General features: G+C 62.6%; 15 protein-coding genes. 6 read left to right on the forward strand and 9 right to left on the reverse strand.

All coding sequences use genetic code 11. The features are described from left to right. Positions 1–170 precede the first annotated feature (170 nt). On the reverse strand, positions 171–473 hold the full coding sequence (locus tag LH464_RS02280) for a hypothetical protein (protein WP_226784740.1): 303 nt from the start codon (positions 471–473) through the stop codon (positions 171–173). 321 nt (positions 474–794) lie between these two features. Between LH464_RS02280 and LH464_RS02285 the strand changes: the two genes are divergently transcribed. Next, positions 795–1,976, forward strand: coding sequence for a benzoate/H(+) symporter BenE family transporter (locus tag LH464_RS02285; protein WP_226784741.1), 1,182 nt, complete (start codon positions 795–797; stop codon positions 1,974–1,976). A gap of 306 nt (positions 1,977–2,282) precedes the next feature. Beyond that, positions 2,283–3,995 (forward strand): 2-isopropylmalate synthase, encoded by a 1,713-nt coding sequence (leuA, locus tag LH464_RS02290; RefSeq protein ID WP_226784742.1) that lies wholly within the window; start codon positions 2,283–2,285, stop codon positions 3,993–3,995. A gap of 86 nt (positions 3,996–4,081) precedes the next feature. On the opposite strand, the gene LH464_RS02295 is transcribed toward leuA, so the two are convergent. The 3 genes from LH464_RS02295 to LH464_RS02305 form a co-directional block, all read right to left on the reverse strand. Beyond that, the gene (locus tag LH464_RS02295) at positions 4,082–4,912 is read right to left on the reverse strand and encodes an anti-sigma factor family protein (protein ID WP_226784743.1); all 831 of its coding nucleotides are present in this window, start codon (positions 4,910–4,912) and stop codon (positions 4,082–4,084) included. Beyond that, positions 4,909–5,385, reverse strand: coding sequence for an RNA polymerase sigma factor (locus tag LH464_RS02300; RefSeq protein ID WP_226784744.1), 477 nt, complete (start codon positions 5,383–5,385; stop codon positions 4,909–4,911). Before LH464_RS02300 ends, LH464_RS02295 begins: the two co-directional genes overlap by 4 nt. A 104-nt stretch (positions 5,386–5,489) precedes the next feature. After that, positions 5,490–6,443 (reverse strand): metallophosphoesterase family protein, encoded by a 954-nt coding sequence (locus tag LH464_RS02305; RefSeq protein ID WP_226784838.1) that lies wholly within the window; start codon positions 6,441–6,443, stop codon positions 5,490–5,492. A 64-nt stretch (positions 6,444–6,507) separates the two neighbouring features. On the opposite strand from LH464_RS02305, the gene LH464_RS02310 reads away from it, so the two are divergent. Next, the gene (locus LH464_RS02310) at positions 6,508–6,996 is read left to right on the forward strand and encodes an NUDIX domain-containing protein (RefSeq protein ID WP_226784745.1); all 489 of its coding nucleotides are present in this window, start codon (positions 6,508–6,510) and stop codon (positions 6,994–6,996) included. 9 nt (positions 6,997–7,005) lie between these two features. On the opposite strand, the gene LH464_RS02315 is transcribed toward LH464_RS02310, so the two are convergent. After that, the gene (locus LH464_RS02315; RefSeq protein ID WP_226784746.1) at positions 7,006–7,989 is read right to left on the reverse strand and encodes a glutathione S-transferase family protein; all 984 of its coding nucleotides are present in this window, start codon (positions 7,987–7,989) and stop codon (positions 7,006–7,008) included. A gap of 257 nt (positions 7,990–8,246) precedes the next feature. Between LH464_RS02315 and LH464_RS02320 the strand changes: the two genes are divergently transcribed. Continuing rightward, positions 8,247–8,762 carry a GNAT family N-acetyltransferase gene (locus LH464_RS02320; RefSeq protein ID WP_226784839.1) on the forward strand — a complete coding sequence of 172 codons (516 nt, stop codon included), beginning with the start codon at positions 8,247–8,249 and terminating at the stop codon, positions 8,760–8,762. Between the two features lie 73 nt (positions 8,763–8,835). Beyond that, a complete protein-coding gene (locus tag LH464_RS02325; protein ID WP_226784747.1) occupies positions 8,836–10,149 on the forward strand; it encodes an MFS transporter in 1,314 nt (437 codons plus the stop codon). Between the two features lie 52 nt (positions 10,150–10,201). On the opposite strand, the gene LH464_RS02330 is transcribed toward LH464_RS02325, so the two are convergent. Next, positions 10,202–11,164, reverse strand: a complete 963-nt coding sequence (locus LH464_RS02330) for an MBL fold metallo-hydrolase (RefSeq protein WP_226784748.1) — start codon at positions 11,162–11,164, stop codon at positions 10,202–10,204. A gap of 93 nt (positions 11,165–11,257) precedes the next feature. On the opposite strand from LH464_RS02330, the gene LH464_RS02335 reads away from it, so the two are divergent. Then, positions 11,258–12,247: a LysR family transcriptional regulator gene (locus LH464_RS02335; RefSeq protein ID WP_226784749.1), complete on the forward strand. Its 990-nt coding sequence runs from the start codon at positions 11,258–11,260 to the stop codon at positions 12,245–12,247. A 23-nt stretch (positions 12,248–12,270) separates the two neighbouring features. Here the strand turns inward: LH464_RS02335 and LH464_RS02340 are convergent, their stop codons facing one another. The 3 genes from LH464_RS02340 to LH464_RS02350 are packed head-to-tail and all read right to left on the reverse strand — an operon-like array spanning position 12,271 to position 18,080. Beyond that, the gene (locus LH464_RS02340; RefSeq protein ID WP_226784750.1) at positions 12,271–14,337 is read right to left on the reverse strand and encodes a hypothetical protein; all 2,067 of its coding nucleotides are present in this window, start codon (positions 14,335–14,337) and stop codon (positions 12,271–12,273) included. A gap of 12 nt (positions 14,338–14,349) precedes the next feature. Further along, positions 14,350–17,163, reverse strand: coding sequence for a DUF4159 domain-containing protein (locus LH464_RS02345; protein WP_226784751.1), 2,814 nt, complete (start codon positions 17,161–17,163; stop codon positions 14,350–14,352). Continuing rightward, the gene (locus LH464_RS02350; protein WP_226784752.1) at positions 17,160–18,080 is read right to left on the reverse strand and encodes a DUF58 domain-containing protein; all 921 of its coding nucleotides are present in this window, start codon (positions 18,078–18,080) and stop codon (positions 17,160–17,162) included. Before LH464_RS02350 ends, LH464_RS02345 begins: the two co-directional genes overlap by 4 nt. Between the last annotated feature and the right edge of the window lie 11 nt (positions 18,081–18,091).

Below are 18,091 nucleotides of genomic sequence, written 5' to 3' on the forward strand. Positions count from 1 at the left end.
GATCTTTTTTGGGGGGAGGAGCCGAGCCGGTCACGCATTTTTTCCCGGTATTGTAGCAGACACCACCAAGCGCGCTTAGTGGTGTCGGACAATAGGCTAATCGCCACGGGATCGGCGGCAAAGCGCCCGGCCGGTTGGTTCGCTCGACCGACCGGGCGGAAGTATAGCGTTCAGTTATTCGTGGCGTGGATGATTATCTTTCCCAAAGATACCTTTGGCGCATCTACGCCAATGTGTGCTGCGTTTTTTGCAATCCAGTTCTTGGCCATGCTTACACTCTCATCGATGCCTGCCTTGTCCTGGCATACGGTCATCGACATTCCTCCGTCACTTTCACTACTGCGAGCCAGTGTGTAGCTCACAAATCCCTTTGTTGAGCGCAAAAGCTTCTCAACCTCTGCCTTGCGCTCCTCCAGCAATGAAAACAGCTCTTTCGAGCCCTTACCTGAGTAAGTTCTTACAACGACGTCCATAATGGATACCTCTGAACGAAGGCGTTCACTTCGTGAACGCGCATTTTGGCGAGCATCGATCCAAGCCACCGGCTCCGGTCCTGCTGACCAACCTGCTGGCATCCCTTTTATACTTCAATCGCAGGTCGACCACGAGCTAAAGTTGGCGCGCTCATCCGCAAAGCCGTGCGTTGTCTGCGATGGGGCGCTGAGTTGCCCCTGGTGTCATTGCTACACAATACCGTATTCCGAAGTACGGATTCATGCCGGCTGTGACTTGCCAAAGTACACCCTCTCCGGGCATCGATAGCGAATACGCAATCGTTCTTTTCAGAGACCCTGATGCTCAAAGATCTTTCGGCCCAGAGTTTCTTCATGGGCGTACTCACCGCCTTCGTCGGGTTTGCAAGTTCTTTCGCCGTCGTGCTGCAGGGACTGAAGGGTGTGGGAGCCACCGATTTCCAGGCCGCGTCCGGCCTGATGGCGCTGTCGGTTTCGATGGGGCTGTGCGCGATCGCGCTGAGCGCCTGGACGAAGCTGCCGGTCTCGATCGCCTGGTCGACGCCGGGGGCGGCGCTGCTGGCGACGGCCGGCACGGTGGAAGGGGGATTTGCGGCCGCGGTCGGCGCGTTCCTCGTTTGCGCCGTGCTGATCGTCATCGCCGGGTTGTTTCGGCCGCTCGGCCGCGCCGTGGCCGCCATTCCGGCGCCGCTTGCCAATGCCATGCTTTCCGGCGTCATCCTCGGCCTGTGCTTTGCGCCCTTCAAGGCGATCGCCTTCGATCCCATGCTCGGACTGCCGATCCTCGTCGCCTGGGCGGCGGTGCTGATGGTGAAACGTCTCTATGCGGTGCCGGCGGCACTTGCCGCGTTCGTCGCGGTGATGATCTTCGGCGTCGAGCTGCCTGACGGCGCAATGCAGAACTGGGCCGCCTCGCTTGCGCCGCCGGTGGAGATTGTCGCGCCGCTCTTCACGCTTCCGGCGCTGGTCTCGATCGCCCTGCCGCTTTTCATCGTCACCATGGCATCGCAGAACATTCCAGGCATCGCGGTGCTGAAGGTCAATCACTACGAGCCAAAACCCGGTCCGTTGTTTGCCGTGACTGGCCTCTTCTCGCTTTTCTCGGCGCCGTTCGGCGGACATGCGGTGAACCTGGCTGCCATCACGGCGGCGATGTGCGCCGGAGAGGATGCGCATCCCGACCCGAGGAAGCGCTATTGGGCGGCGATTATCGGAGGGGTTGGCTATGTCGTCTTCGGGCTGATGGCCGGGGCCGTCACCGCCTTCGTGTCGCTGGCGCCGCCGATCCTTATCCAGGCGGTAGCCGGGTTGGCGCTGATAGGGGCGTTTTCCGGCTCGGCGGTCGCGGCCTTCAAGGAGCCGGAGACGCGCGAGGCGGCTGCCGTCACGTTTCTCATCACGGCCTCCGGCGTTTCGTTCGCCGGCATTTCCGGTGCCTTCTGGGGGCTCGTCGCGGGTGGCTTGATGATGGGGCTGCAGCGAGTGATGAAGCGAAGCAGCTAAGGCTTGCATCATGGCCGAGGTTGAGGTTATACCTCGTGACATGACCATGACAGGCGCAATCATGTCTGACCGGATGTCGACCAGCCGCACCGCGGCCGGGACGCTGGTTCTTGCGCTTTTCTCGCTTCTTAGCCTCGCCCTTACGCGCGGTTGCCGGGTCCGTTGAGGAGCGCCCGGCGGCCGAAAAGCCTGCCGGCGTAAGAGCTCCTCTCACAATCATTCAATACGGAACCAGAGAAGACCCCTAGGGTCCGCACCAGCAACGGCATATGACCGTCAGTGCGTGAGCGAGAAGAGACGAAGACGATGGACGCCAAGAACTTTACCCCGAAAAACGGCATGCCTGACGCGGCGGGGAAATACCGGTCCTACCCGCAGATCGACATTCCTGATCGCACCTGGCCTTCCAAGGTGATCGACAAGGCGCCGATCTGGTGTTCGGTCGACCTGCGCGACGGCAACCAGTCGCTGGTCAACCCGATGGGCCATGACCGCAAGGCCCGCATGTTCAAGCTGTTGCTCGACATGGGCTTCAAGGAAATCGAGATCGGTTTTCCCTCCGCATCGCAGACCGACTTCGATTTCGCCCGCTGGTGCGTCGAAGAGGGCGGAGTGCCTGAAGACGTTTCGCTGCAGGTCCTGGTGCAGTGCCGGCCGGAGCTGATCACCCGGACGTTCGAGGCACTGGAGGGCGCGCACAAGCCGATCATCCACTTCTACAACTCCACTTCGGAACTGCAGCGCCGCGTGGTGTTCGGCAAGGATGTCGCGGGCATCAAGCAGATCGCCGTCGATGCCGCCAAGATGATCACCGATATGGCGGCGAAAGCCGGGGGCGGCTACCGCTTTGAGTATTCTCCCGAGAGCTTCACCGGCACCGAGCTGGAGGTGGCGCTGGAGATCTGCAACGCGGTGATCGCCGAAGTGAAGCCGACGGCCGAGAACAAGCTGATCCTCAACCTGCCATCGACGGTGGAAATGGCGACGCCCAACATCTATGCCGACCAGATCGAATGGATGTGCCGCAACATCGACAACCGCGAGAACATCATCATCTCGCTGCATCCTCACAACGACCGCGGCACCGGTATCGCCGCGACGGAATTGGGCCTGATGGCCGGCGCCGACCGCGTCGAGGGGACGCTGTTCGGCAATGGCGAGCGGACCGGCAACGTCGATGTCGTGACGCTGGCGTTGAACATGTACACGCAAGGGGTTGATCCCGAGCTGGACTGCACCGATATCGAGCGCATCAAGGCCGTCTATGAGTATTCCAACGAGATGGTCATTCCGGAACGTCATCCTTACGTCGGCGAACTGGTCTATACCGCGTTTTCGGGCTCGCACCAGGATGCCATCAACAAGGGGATGAAGGCGATCAAGGTCGCCAACGATCCGCATTGGGAAGTACCTTACCTGCCGATCGATCCGCGCGATGTCGGCCGCTCCTATGAGGCGATCATTCGCATCAACTCGCAGTCCGGCAAAGGTGGCATCGCGTACATCCTGCAGGAGGATTACGGCCTGAACCTGCCGCGCAACCTGCAGGTGGAGTTCCGCGAGGATATCCAGCGGATCACCGACGAAGAGGGCAAGGAACTGCCGGCCAGGCGCATCTACGAGCGGTTCATGGAGCGCTATGTCGAGCAGTCCGATGCGCGGCTGAAGTTCGTCGATCATCACACCTATCCGGCCGGTACCGACCACAAGGGCGTGCGGATCGTTGCGGCCGAGATTACCGACAAGGGCGAAACGAAGCGGATCGAGGGCAAGGGAACCGGCCCGATCGACGGTTTCATCAATGCGCTGTCGACCTATCTCGGCGTCGAACTGTCGGTGAACGATTATTCTGAGCACTCGCTGCAGCACGGCTCCAACGCATCGGCAATCGCCTATGTCGAAATGGAACATCCGGGCGGCAAGCTGTTCGGCGCGGGCGTGAACAAGAACATCGTCGCAGCCTCGCTCGAGGCGATCGTCTCGGCAGCCAACCGCGTGCTGGAAGAGAAGGGCCGCTAAACCTTACGCACAGCAGATGAATGAAAAGCCGCGTCGGACCTCCGGCGCGGCTTTTTCGTTGTCGATGACAGGTCAGGCCGGCTGCGTCAGATCAGGCCGGCTGCCTTCGCTGCGATCTCGTCCAGCGATGCGGCGGAGGAGGGGCCAACGACGATATAGGTCGTGGTTGGGCTCTTCCAGGACATAAGCGCGATGCTGTCCCGGATCAGTTCCGAGAAGCCATCGTCATCCGGGTGGTTCTTGCGGAACAGGAGGCCTATGACCTCGCCCTCGGCCGAGGTGTAGACCAGATGGCCGACCGGTGTGCCGCCGGCGACGAAAAGCCTTGCCCCCTGGAAGGTCAGGCCGTTCCCGGACAAATCCGGAATTCGGAAATTCACGCCTGTATTGGCGAGCAGCCATTCGACAATTGCGGCGGAATCCGTGGCCGGCAGTTCAGCCAGTCGGTCGGTCGGTCGCGAGAAGACGCGGTAATGGGCGACGATGTCGTTCAGCCAGTCGCCTCTCGTATCTGCCACGGGCGGATGGGCCGTTGCGGCCGATGGCTGCCCCAGCATGTATCCAAGGCCGCCGCCCAGAACGAACAGCAGCAGGCAGGCGGTTCCAGCCTGTCGGGCCGTCGGCTTCAAGGGGAACGGAAAACGCCGCTCCGAAGGCAGCCGTACGGCCTTGCGCGGCTGCGGCGCCGTCTTGATCTCGCGGACGAGATCGAGGGGGACAGGCTCCTTCAGCAGATCGTTGAACACCTCGCGCCCGCGGCTGCTGCCGCGCGCGAGATGCTCGTGAACCCTCTGTGCATGCGGGTCTTCCTGTAGCCTCGCTTCAAGATCCTGTCGTTCCTCTGCTGCCGCCTGACCATCGAGCAGCGCGCTCAGCCGAACGTGGAGGGCTTCACCGCCGGAGGCTGCCATGCTCATGCTCTCCGTTCTGCCTGGTGGGTGTCGGGATCGGCGAAATGCAGGCGGGCGTCGCAGAGATACGAGGCTACCTTGCCGGTGGATATGTCGAGAATGTCGGCCGTTTCGGCATGGGAAAGCCCCTCGACCTCGACAAGCAGGAACACGCTGGCCAAGGCCTGCGGCATATCAAGAACGATTGCCTGATGCACGGTCGGACGGCCTTTTGCCGGTGCCTTTATCTTCAGATCGGCTGCGTCGGCTTCAGGCTTGTCGCGCATGGTTTCGAGAGACTGGTCCCGGACAAGCCGGAAGAGAAATCGCTCGTTCTCCCCCTCGGGGCGTCCCTTGGATATGGCCTTCAGGCATGCCTCGCGGACCAGTCCATCAGCCGCTTCCATGCTGGGCGCAAGCGTCAGTGCAAAGCGCCGCAGACGCGGCAGGAGGGCGACGAGATCGCGCCTCAGGTCGAGCGGTGCAACTGATTGAGTCATCAGGTCGAATGGCTTTCGGTTAACATCAAAGGCGAGGTAACCGTAAGTTATGAATCGAATGTGGCGATTCGACAACTTTCAAGCGCAATAAGCAGTGGATAGTCCTAAATCATCCTCGCCGCTTCGGGAATGGAAACGGGCGGGATCGCTTCGCCGTAGAAGAGATGGCTGTGGTCCAGCGCTACCGCGTCGGCGGTCTCGGTCAGGCTGTAGCGGTCGCAGACCAGGTTCCACGCACCGGGGGAGCCCGAGAGGGTGAAGAGGTTGTAGCCGGCGCGCGGCTTGCGGCCGCCCGGTCCTTGTGACGCCGAGGCAATGCCGACGACAGGAACCTGGCCATGATGGCTTTTCAGCCAGTAGATCGTGTTGAGGTGTGTGTGGCCGTGCAGGACCAGTTCCGCACCGCCCGTCGAAATGGCCGCGGCAAAACGCCGGATACCGATCATGCGCTTGTGCGAGGAGGTGGCGCCATGGATCGGTGGATGATGGATGAGGACCACCCGGAAGAGGCCTTCCTCGCCCGCCTTCTTCAAAAGGTTCACCGTTTCACGAGCCTGGCGCGGGCTGAAATAGCCCGATGCCGAGAAGGGCGGCGTGGCGACCGATGTGGAGCATCCAATGATCGCGACGGGACCGCGGCGGCGTATCGTCGGAAACACTTTCGTCTCGTCGTCCCAGCTCCGGGTGCCTTCGTCGCCGATGACATAGGGATACCACTCCTTGACGGAGCGATCGTGCGCGCCGCGCACATAGGCGTCGTGGTTGCCGGGCACGACCGTCGTATCCTGCGGTTCGCCGATGCTTTGCAGCCACTCGCCTGCAAGCCTGATCTCGATCCCGGTTGCCAGATTGACGAGGTCGCCGGTGATCACGAGATGGTCCGGATCACGGGTCTTGAGGTCGCTCAGCAGGAGATCGAGCGTGTTGACGAAAAGGTGCTTGCGCCGGTTTCTATGCCAGTTCACAAAACCGGTGATACGCTTTGAGAACAGTTCCCGGAGCGTAAGATTGGGAAGCGGCCCGAGATGGATGTCGGAAATATGCGCGAATTTGAACATGGCGCAGGCATAACGCATGAGGCGTTAATTCGTAATCTCTTTTCTGCTTGCGGTGAGGTCACAGATGTCTGATGGCGGTCTTCCCGAGATAAGCGGCCTTCGCAACCAGCTGTTGGTCTGGCTGTTTCACCGCGTTTTCATCCTGAAGCGTGGCATGACGCTTGGCGTGCGGGCAGCCTGCTTCGACCGTGAGGGGCGCATCTTTCTGGTGCGCCATACCTATGTGCCAGGCTGGTATATGCCCGGCGGCGGAGTGGAGCGACACGAGACGGCACTGCAGGCGCTGGAAAAGGAATTGCGCGAGGAGGGGAACCTCGTGATGACCGCAAAGCCTTCGCTCTTCCACGTCTACTACAACCGGCGTGTCAGCAAGCGGGACCATGTGCTGTTCTACAGGGTCGAGGTGGAGCAGACGGCGCCGCGAAGGCCGGACCGCGAGATTGCCGAGAGCGGTTTTTTCGCTCTCGATGCGCTTCCGGCCGATACCACGACCGCGACCCTCAACCGGGTGAGGGAACTGAAGGGCGAAACGCCGCCCTCCGACCTTTGGTAGGCTTGCGGCCTAGCGCGCCAAGACTTCCCGTCCATGCGGACGATCGAGGTCCATGACCGGTCCGACCGGCACGACGCCTGTCGGATTGATGGTCTTGTGGCTGCAGTAATAGTGCCGCTTGATATGGTCGAAATGGACAGTCTCCGCCACGCCCGGCACCTGGTAGAGGTCGCGCAGGTAGCCGTCGATATTGGGATAGTCGGCGATCCGGCGGAGATTGCACTTGAAGTGACCGACATAGACCGGATCGAAGCGAACCAGCGTGGTGAACAGGCGCCAATCGGCCTCGGTCGTGCGATCGCCGAAAAGATAGCGGCTACTGGCCAGCCTGTCCTCCAGCATGTCGAGCGTTTCGAACAGGCGGGTGACCGGGGCCTCGTAGGCTTCCTGCGTCGTCGCAAAACCGGCCTTGTAGACGCCGTTGTTGACCGTGTCGTAGATCTCCGCATTGAGCGCGTCGATCTCGCCGCGCAGGTCTTGCGGATAGAAGTCGTCGGTCGAACCGGTAATGCCGTCGAACGCGCTGTTGAACATGCGGATGATTTCCGCGCTTTCGTTCGAGACGATCGTGTTCTGCTGCTTGTCCCATAGAATAGGCACGGTGACGCGGCCGGAATAGTCAGGATCAGCCTTGAGATAGACCTGGTAGAGAAAGTCGGAACCGAACAGGTGGTCGCCGGTTGAGCCTTCGCCGCGTTTGAATTCCCAGCCGTTCTCCAGCATCACGTAATCGACCACCGACACGCCGATGAGATCCCCCAGCTTCTTCAGTTTGCGGAAGATCAGCGTGCGGTGAGCCCAGGGGCAGGCATAAGAGACGTAAAGGTGATATCGGCCTGCCTCGGCCTTGAAGCCACCATTGCCGCTGGGGCCCGCCGATCCGTCCGCCGTGATCCAGTTGCGAAATTGTGATTCAGACCGCTTGAAATGACCCTTGGTCGACTTGGTGTCGTACCATGCGTCCTGCCATTTTCCGTCGATGAGTATGCCCATTGCCTGCCTCCCTTTCTGCTGTCGCATAGATACGACAGTCATCACGGATGACGAGACGCCAATTTGCGAACGCAGCGTTTTTGCATTGGACGGGCGAAAAAAATCCTGCTACCTCGCTTTCCACAATTTTCGGGAACATCCACCTCATGACCGAAGTACGGGCACTACGACGACGCCGATGATCGACCAAGACGCCAATGACGGCGTCATCGATATCGCTTGTCCTGTCCGCTCTTTTTCTACGGCTTCGGTTCACCATGTCTCCGCAACTTCTTCCAAAGCACGACCTTGTCTACCTCACCGAGGACGCGTCGCATGATGCCGTCATCGAGCTTATCAATGCGGAAGCATTCGGCCCCGGCCGTCATACCCGGGCGGCCGCACGCATCCGCGAGCAAGGGCCGCACGACCGATCGCTTTCCTTCGTCTGCACGGACGACGGCGAAACGATTGCATCGGTGCGGATGACGCCTGTCTTTGCGGGTGCGGCGAAAGGGCATCTTCTGGGGCCGCTTGCCGTGCGTCCTTCCCATAAGAACAAGGGCATCGGTCGCGAGCTTGTGCGTATTGCCATCGAAGCGGCACGGCGGAAGGGATCGCAGGCCGTCATCCTGGTGGGCGATCCGCCTTACTACATGCCGCTCGGGTTCGAGAAGGTCGCCTATAACGCCCTGGAATTCCCGGGGCCTGTCGATCCCGGCCGGGTGCTGGTCGTGCCGATGGCGCCAGACGTGCATGCGCGTCTCAAAGGAACAATTTACTGGCGCAAATAGAACGTCTCCTCTAAGCAAGAGCTGGGTCCCGGGCCTTCTCCGGCGACCTTTCGTCTGCACAGGGGATGGTGGAATGGCGGCAATTACGATTGACGAGGCGCTCGATCGCGCCGGGGCGGGGACCTACCAGAGACGGCTGATGGGCATTTTCGGCTTGGTATGGGCGGCGGACGCCATGCAGGTTCTCGCCGTCGGCTTCACCGCGGCCTCGATCGCCGCGACGTTCGGATTGACGGTCCCGCAGGCGCTGCAGACCGGAACACTCTTCTTTCTCGGGATGCTGTTGGGGGCAATCGGTTTCGGACGGCTCGCCGACCGGATCGGGCGTCGCAACGTCCTGATCGTCACTGTCCTGTGTGACGCGATATTCGGTACGTTGTCGATCTTTGCGCCGGACTTTACCATCCTTCTTGTGCTGCGCTTCCTGACTGGTGTCGCTGTCGGCGGGACGCTGCCGGTCGATTATGCGATGATGGCCGAGTTCCTGCCGGCAAAGAACCGCGGGCGCTGGCTGGTGCTTCTCGAAGGCTTCTGGGCTGTCGGTACGCTGGTCGTCGCGCTGGCCGCCTGGGCGGCCAGCGTCGCAGGCGTGGAGGATGCATGGCGCTATATCTTCGCGGTGACCGCACTTCCGGCTCTGATCGGCATCGGCCTGCGTTTTCTCGTTCCCGAATCGCCACTCTATCTGATGCGAAACGGGCGCAGTGACGAGGCGAAGTCGATTGTCGACCAGATCCTCATCACCAACGGCAAGCATCCGATTGCGGCCGACCAGTATCTGGTATCGCCGCCACCGCCGCAGGAAACGCGGATCTTTTCCGGCGCGCTTCGCCGTCGCAGCGTCATGATCCTGGCAATCTGGTTCCTGGTCTCGATATCCTATTACGGCATCTTCACCTGGATGCCGCCGCGGCTGGCAGGCGAAGGTTTCGGCTTCGTGCGCGGCTACGGCTTCCTCGTGCTGATCGCGCTTGCACAGCTTCCCGGATATGCGCTGGCGGCCTACGGCGTCGAAAAATGGGGCCGCCGGCCGACATTGATCGGCTTTTGTGTGCTATCGGCGGCAGGATGCCTTCTGTTCGTCGTCGCAAGTGGCGGGATACTGATCGGCGCATCGCTCCTGATCATGAGCTTCGCGCTGCTCGGCACCTGGGGCGCCCTTTATGCCTATACGCCGGAACTCTATCCCACCGCCTCCCGTGCAACCGGCATGGGTGCGGCCGGAGCGATGGCTCGCTTCGGCGGACTTCTCGCTCCGTCGCTCATGGGGCTCGTTGTGGCTCATAGCTTCGGACTTGCAATCGCAATCTTCGCGGGCCTGTTGTTGCTGGCAGCCATTGCGGCCTTCCGGATTGACGCGGAGACCCGGGCATCATCGCTCGCATGACAACAATGGAAAAGCGCGGGCGCCTCCACTGAGAGGTCGCCCGGGCTGAAGATCAGTAGTTGGCGCTGTAGACTAGTGGCACCCAGTCGTAATTCGTTTCGTCGCGTCGGACATGCCCGATGCCGGGAAATGCATCGTGAGCGCCGGCAACGAGATATTTTTCGTTTGCAGCTTCCGCAAAAGCGACTGCGCGTGTTTTCGCCGCCTGGGGCTGATCGACGTCGAACTCGACCGTGATCTCCGGCCGATCATATTGCAGCACATCGCCGTGGGTGATGTCTCCCCAGAAGACGATCCTTTCGCCGTTGCTCTCGACGATGATGGCACTGTGTCCCGGCGTATGCCCGGGGCGCAGGACTGACTGGAAACCGGGGATGGGCGGCGCGTCGTCTGCAAAGGTCTCCAATCGGCCGGCATCGACGTAGGGTCCTACGCTGGCCTTCGCCTCAGCGACGAAGTTCTTGAGTGTATCGCCGGCCTGGCCGTCGAGCCAAAAATCCACTTCGCGCTTGTTTACACGGACAATGGCATTTTCGAACACCCGGCGACCGTCACGCGACAATCCGCCCGAGTGATCCGTATGGATATGGGTGAGGATCACGTCATCGATGTGGTCTGCCCGATAACCGGATGCCTCGAGATTGGCGACGAGCCTGCCGAGTGCAGGTCCCATCAGATTGCCGCTACCGGCATCGATCAGGACGAGCCGGTCGCCCGTATTCACCAGATAGGCGTTGACCGACGTTTCGGTCGGATTCGACTGAAAATAGCCTGCGAGATGGGCTTCGGCGTCCTTTTCCTCAATGCCCTCGTAGATCTTCGCCATAGGCAGATCGGCCGTTCCGTCCGATAGTGCGGTGACTTCGTATTCGCCGAGTTTCAGCCGATAGTAGCCTGGCGCCTGCCGGCCGACGATCGGAGCCCCGGCGAGGGCGACGGGTGGCAAAACTCCGATGACGCCGGCTGCAAGCGCCATGCCCGCGGTCGTCTTCAGAAGGGTGCGTCGTGTGTGCATGTTTGGTCTCCGGATTGGTCGGCGATGGAGGTCTTGAACTGACCCGGAGAACACGTATGTACCGAAGCATCAGCAAACAAATCGATGCGGCTCATGGTAACTATCGTTCATTTCAATCTGCGATCCTTCGACCTCAACCTCCTCATCGCCTTCGATGCGCTGATCTCGGAGGGGAGCGTTACCAAGGCGGCGCGGCGGTTGAAGATCCAGCAGCCGGCAATGAGCCATTCACTCTCGACACTGAGGGTTCTGCTGCAGGACGAGTTGTTCATACGCGTCGGCCAGGTCATGCAGCCGACCGCCAAGGCACGCAGCCTTGCCGTGCCGGTGAGACAGGCTCTCAGGCAGGCGCAACTGGCGCTTTCCGGCGGGGAGGCCTTCGATCCAGCAACGGAGGAGAGGGTTTTCCGGATCGCCATGAAGCCGGAGACCGAACTGCTGCTTTTGCCGGATCTGACGGCCCGGCTTCGGCGGCTGGCGCCCGGTATCAGGGTCCTGGCGCGCGTGTTCTCGTATGACGCAGGGGAGCCTTCCCTGGAGGACGGCGTCGTCGATCTGGTGGTCGGATGCACCTTTGCCAGGACGAGCCGGCGCGTGTTCGAGACGCTCTTCGACGTCGAGCTTGCCTGCTGCTTCAATCGCGATCTGCTCGACCTGGCTAATCCCATCGGTCTCGATGCCTATCTCGCATCGGAGCACGCCCTGATTTCGCAGAGCGAAAGCCTGCAGGGCTGCATCAAGGAAGCGCTTGAGATTGCCGGCATCGAGTTGAACGTGGCCACGGCTGCGCCGGGATTCATGTCCATACTTTCATCCGCCCAGGTAAGCCCCGTGATAGCGACGATCCCCAAGCGGGTAGCCGACCGCTATGGTCGTCTTCTGGGGCTGGAGGTCAGCCCGATGCCTGTTCGCCTGACCTTGCCGCCGGTGCACATGGCCTGGGCCGTGCATGCGGACAAGGACCCGGCCAATGCCTGGCTGCGTCAGCAGGTTCGCGAATGCTTCGCCGTCGCGGAGGGGGCCGGTGGCGCAGCGGCCGTCATGCCAGGTTCTGCCAGCCGACAGGATCTGGCGATTGCCTGATGGCGCGCATCGCGCGTCGACCTTCAGCGGCCTTCGCGCCACCACATGGCAGCAACGGCGAAGAGTAGCACCGAAAGCCCGCCGAAGCCCGCAAACAGCGGAATGGTGTTGACGCCCCTCAGCACGGTTTCGTCCGTCATGCGGATCACCATGCGGTTGGGGTCCTGAACCCGCACCGCACCGCGCACAGGCAGGATGGCCGGCAGGGTCACGCCGTCGCCGTCGGCTACCCGCGTCACCAGCCCCTTGGTCTTTTCCGCATAGGGCACCAGCGTTTCCTCGGTCGAGATCATTGCCTTGAACTCGGGCGCATCGACGGTGCCGATGTGGACGAGAGTAGAGAAATCTCCATTTTTGACTTCGAACAACCCGGTCTCGTCCATGCGGCGTTCGAACCGATAGAGGCCCGGGCCGCTCTGGGTGAGAGGGACGGTTTCCGTCCGGCCGGAAGGGTAGGTGATCGTTGCCGGGCCGGGATCGTCGCCAATGGTCTGGCGCGTCGCTTCCAACGTGCGGCCGACGGCGCGCGCCGTCAGCGCCTCTTCCTCCAGTTCCGGTTCCTTCATCAGCCAATGGGCAATGCGGCGATAGAGCGAAACGTGCGGGCCGCCGCCTTCAAAACCGCGAGCCCAGAGCCAGCCATGATCGGACAGGAGCATGGCCACGCGGCCTTCCGCCTCGCGGTTGAGGACGAGAAGCGGACGACCCTGATCTGCGGTCATGACCGTCTGGCCGCGCGGCTGTGCCACGTCGATGGTGCGGAACCAGCGTCCCCAGTGGGGCGGATCCTCGCCGCTCGTATCGAGGCCGCGTGTGACGGGATGCTTCTGACCTTCCTCCGACAGTCGCGGATAGAAGCCGGCATTGTGGATTTCGCCCGTTGGATCGGCAGGCAGGACCTGGGACAGCGGCGTCCCTGCAATCGAGCTGCCGCCGGCATGTTCCGGGCCTGCGGCGATCAGGAGAGCGCCGCCGTTCTGAACGTATTGCGCGATATAATCGTAGTAGAGGATCGGCAGGACGTTTCGGTGCGTGTAGCGGTCGAAGATGATGAGGTCGAAGTCCTCGATCTTTTCGACGAAGAGTTCACGCGTCGGGAAAGCAATCAGCGATAACTCATTGATCGGCGTGCCATCCTGCTTTTCCGGCGGCCGCAGAATGGTGAAGTGTACCAGATCCACCGAAGCGTCGGATTTCAGGAGGTTCCGCCAGGCGCGCTCGCCGGCGTGGGGCTCGCCGGAGACCAGCAGGACGCGCAGGTTCTGGCGGATGCCGTCGATGACATGGACGGCGCGGTTGTTGACGGCGGTCACTTCTCCGGGAATTTCCGCGACGGAAAACTCCATCACATTGTTGCCAGCGCGCGGAACGGTGAACGTGAAGGGCGTGTCGGCGCCGGGTGCCGCCTGAAGGGTCGCAATTTCCTTGCCGTTCATCCGCACCGTCACATCGGCGGTTCCGCCGTCGGTGCGTCCATCGTCGAAGACGCGCAAGGACAGTTCCTGCTCCTCGCCGACGATGCCGAAGCGCGGCGCCCGGACGATCTGCACCCGACGGTCGAATTCGTCCGGCTGGCCGGTTACGAGGCCATGGATAGGGGCATTGAAGGAGAGGTCCTGGTTGACACCGGGCAGATCGTGGATCTGGCCATCGGTCAGAAAGACAGCGCCGCCCACGCGTCCGGGAGGAACGTCCGATATAGCGGAGGAGAGGGCGGAGAAGAGCTTGGTCGACGGCGTGTCGGTATCGGCATCGTCCGTAACCTCGACCACGCGGGTCTCTATGCGCGGGAAACGGGCAAAACGCTCCTGCAGTCCGGCGAGCGCCGCATCGGTCTGCGGGTTTCGCCCCGTCGTTTCCTGGCTCTGCGACCGGTCGACGATGACCGGCACGACTGTGGACAATTGCTCGCGGTCCTCCTGCATGAGAAGCGGATTGGAGAGCGCCAGCAGAAGAGCGGCAAGCGCCAGCGCCCGCAGCGTTGCGCCGCGGATACGGCGCCAGAAGCTAAGCGCCGACAGGAGCGCCGCGAAGACGGCAAGTCCCGCCAGCGCAGGCCACGGGAGGAAAGGAGCGAATTCGATTGTCACGTCTGACGCTCCTTACTGGCCGAGCCGTTCAAGGAGGGCAGGGACATGGACCTGATCCGCCTTGTAGTTGCCGGTCAGCATGTACATCATGATGTTGACGCCGGCGCGGTATGCGTATTCCCGCTGCATTTCGTCCGCAGGGATGGTGGGCAGCACGGCCACGCCCTGCGCGTTCACGGCCCATGCCCCCGCAAGGTCGTTGGCGGTGATCAGAAGCGGGGTGACGCCATCGCCGGACGAAGAGAGCTGGCTGTTGGTCTGCGCCGCTTCCTGGCGGGCTTCCACCCAAAGCGGACTTCCGGAATAGCGGCCGGGAAAATCAGTGAGAAGATAGAAGGAACGCGCCAGGACATGGTCTTCCGGCGTCGGCTCCAGGGGCGGAATGTCGATGTTGGCGAGGATCGCCTGGAGCCGTTCGCCGTTGGGTGATGTCGCTCCGGAATTGTCGAGGCTCGAGAACTGGTCGCGGGTGTCGAACAGCACTGTGCCGCCGTTTCGCATATAGGCATCGATGCGCGAGATCGCGGCCTGCGAGGGCATGGGAGCATTGGCGGACACCGGCCAGTAGATGATCGGATAGAAGGCCAGTTCGTCACTCTCGATGTCCAGACCCACGGGCGCGCCGGGCTCCAGCGTCGTGCGATAGGTGAGGAATTCCGTCAGCCCCTGCAGCCCTTGCTCGGTAATCCGATCGACCTCGGCCTCCCCCGTAACCACATAGGCAAGGTGGGTGGTGTCTAGCCGTTCCAGGATCAATTCATCATTGGGCTTGGCATCCTGGGCCCGACCGATGTCCGGGTGGATGAAAAGCGTGAGGGTGGCCAATGCCGCGAGGGAGGCGGCAGTGCGTCGGTTGAGCCGCGGCATACGGGAAAAGACACCGTTCATGAACAGCACGATCAGGCTGTCGAGCAGGATAAGCAGAAAGGCGATGGCAAACAGGATAGGGCGCAGAGATTTTGCCTCCTCGCCGATCAGCGTGTCGCGGACCACCTGCTGCCCGGAGATCGCGGTGTTGAAGGGCGCCAGCACCGTGTCGGGTGGCAGGAGATTGACAGCGGTGAAGCCGTCCTCGGTTCCGTAGAGGCCGGGCGGGTGATCGAATCCGGCAACCGGGTTCTGGCCGGCCAAGACCGTGATCGGCTTTGCCGCCCCGGTCTCGGCCGTGAGCACGCCATCCGCGTCCAACAGGCGGTAAGGTGGAAGGGCAGCGGTGGAAGCCTCCGTGCCGGAACTGCTGGTCGCGCCGCCGGCCCGCGCCATCTGCACGAGGCGCCGCAGCATTTCGACGAAGTTTCCGGACAGCGGCATGTTGGACCACGTTGCTTCGGCACTCGAATGGAAGAGAACGATGCGGCCGGCTTCCTGTTCCCGCGTCGTCACGAGCGGGGTGCCGTCGGCGAGGCTCGCCCAAGTGCGCTCCGCCAGATCCGGGGTCGGCTGGGCGAGGACCTGCCGGGTGATCGTGATGTCGTTCGCATGCGGCATGCCCGCGAAAGGTCCGAAGGACGGGAATTCGGCGAGCGGCTGGGGCTCGGACCAGGAGAGTGCGCCGCCGAGCGCGCGTTCGCCCTGGCGCAGGATTACCGGCACCAGAGGATCATCCGCAGGTGCCGCGGCAAGCCTCGGTCCGGCAAAGCGGATCAGCATGCCGCCACGGTTGATCCAGCGTTGCAGCGGTTCATAGGTTTCTGCCGGCAGGCGTCCGATATCGGCCATGATGATGGCCGACGGGTTGCTCTCCAGCACTTGCGGTATCGAGACGGACAAGTCGGCAGTCGTCGGTTCAATGAGGTCGGCGAAGGGCTGCAGGGCGCGGCTGATGTAATAGAGCGGTTGCAGAAGCGGCTGGAAATCGCTGCCGCTGTCGCCGGCCAGAAGGGCGACGCGGCGGCGTTTGAAACCGTCGTCGAGCAGGTGCGCCGCGCCGGCCGTCGCCACACCATCGACGTTCAGACGGGCGAAATCGTTGCGCAGCTCAAACGGGGCGGAAATTTCGCCGGTGGCCGTTGCCGACCCTGCGGCAAATTCAAGGGTGCCGGAGGCCAGCGCACGGCCCTGCGTATCCAGTGCGTTGACCGTGACGCTGCGCGCCGCAGCCGTCGGCAATCGCGTCGCGGTGACCGACATTGCCTCGGCATTGTTGGTGGCCGAGGTGATCGCCATGGCACTCACGCCATCGCCTTCCAGCACGCGCAGTTCCGCCGGCGAGAGGGCTGCGAGCGCATCGAGCGCGGCCTGATCGGAGGGGCCGGCAATGCCATCGGAGAGAATTGCGATCGTGCCGGGTGTGGTGCCGTTCAACGCTTCACTGACGGCGCCGGCCGCGCGCTCGCGATTGGCAACGAGCGGCCGTGGCGTTGCGGCAGCCAGCTTTTCCCGGGCGGCGGGCGCGCTGCCGGGCACGGCGTCGTGGGTCGGATCGGCTGTGAATGTGATGGATACGGGAAGCTCGGCGTTCTCGGCGTCGCTGATCAGCGCCTCGGCCGTCTCGACACGGCGTTCCCAATCGGTCGATGTCGCCCAGCTGTTGTCCACGACGAGGACCAGCGGCCCGCCTGTGGCGAGCGAGTTCGTGCGCGGGTTGAGCACCGGGTCGGCAATCGCAAGGATGAGGGCGGCGGCAAGCGCCATGCGCAGCAGCGTCAGCCACCACGGGCTCTTGGCCGGCGTCTCCTCGCGTTTCAGAACGCTGGCGAGGATCCTGAGCGGCGGGAAGACCTCCGTCTTCGGGCGCGGCGGCGTGAGGCGCAGCAGCCACCAGATGAGCGGGAGAGCCAGAAGACCGAGGAGTATGGCTGGATTGGCGAAGGCGAACGCACTCATGAACGGCCTCCGCCGAAGCTCGCGACCGGCATGCCGGAGAGGTAGCCGTGGACCGCGACCAGCGCCTCGGACGCCAGATGGTCGGTGCGGTGGAAGGCGAAGCTCCAGCCGAGCCGGCGCAGCGCTTCGCCGAGTGTTTCCCGGCGCAGGAGATAGGCGCGCTGGTAGTCGTCGCGGATCGTCTCGGCGCGGCCGGACACGAGCTTTTCGCCGGTTTCCGGATCGGTGAATTCTGTACGCCCCGTGTAGGGGAAGGTTTCCTCCGCGGGATCGGCGATCTCCACGACATGGCCCCGCAGACCACGACGCGCAAGCGGTGTGAGGCGGTCCATGATCCGGTTGGCGTCATCGAGGAAGTCACCGATCAGCACGAGGTCGCTTTGACCGTGGATCATCGTCGTTTCCGGCAGGCCGCTGGTCGTTGGCGCGTGCATGATGGCGGCGGCAAGCCGCTCGGCTGCGTTTCGGGAGGATACGGGCTCCATGATGCCGGGGCAGCCGATGCGTTCGCCGGAGCGTGCGAGGATTTCCGCCAGTGCCAGCATCAGCACCAGCGCCCGGCTTTCCTTGGAGACCGTGCCGAACGTGGACTTGTACATCATCGATGGAGAGAGATCGCACGAGAGCCAGACCGTGTGGGCGGCTTCCCATTCGCGGTCGCGGATATAGGTGTGGTCGTCGCGGGCGGAGCGGCGCCAGTCGATGCGCGACAGGCTTTCGCCCTCGGCATAGGGCCGGAACTGCCAGAAATTCTCGCCAACGCCGCGCTTGCGGCGGCCGTGCCAGCCGGCGATCACCGTGTTGGCTATGCGCTTGGCCTCGACCATGCAATCGGGCACGAGGGCGGCCCGCGCCTGGGCGCGCGAAAGAACCTCGCTGCCCGCGGTCTGTTCGACGATCTGGCCAATGGATGCCACGCGCAATCCCT

Source organism: Pseudorhizobium xiangyangii, from assembly GCF_020531965.1.
In the GTDB taxonomy this organism is placed as follows: Bacteria; Pseudomonadota; Alphaproteobacteria; order Rhizobiales; family Rhizobiaceae; genus Neorhizobium; species Neorhizobium xiangyangii.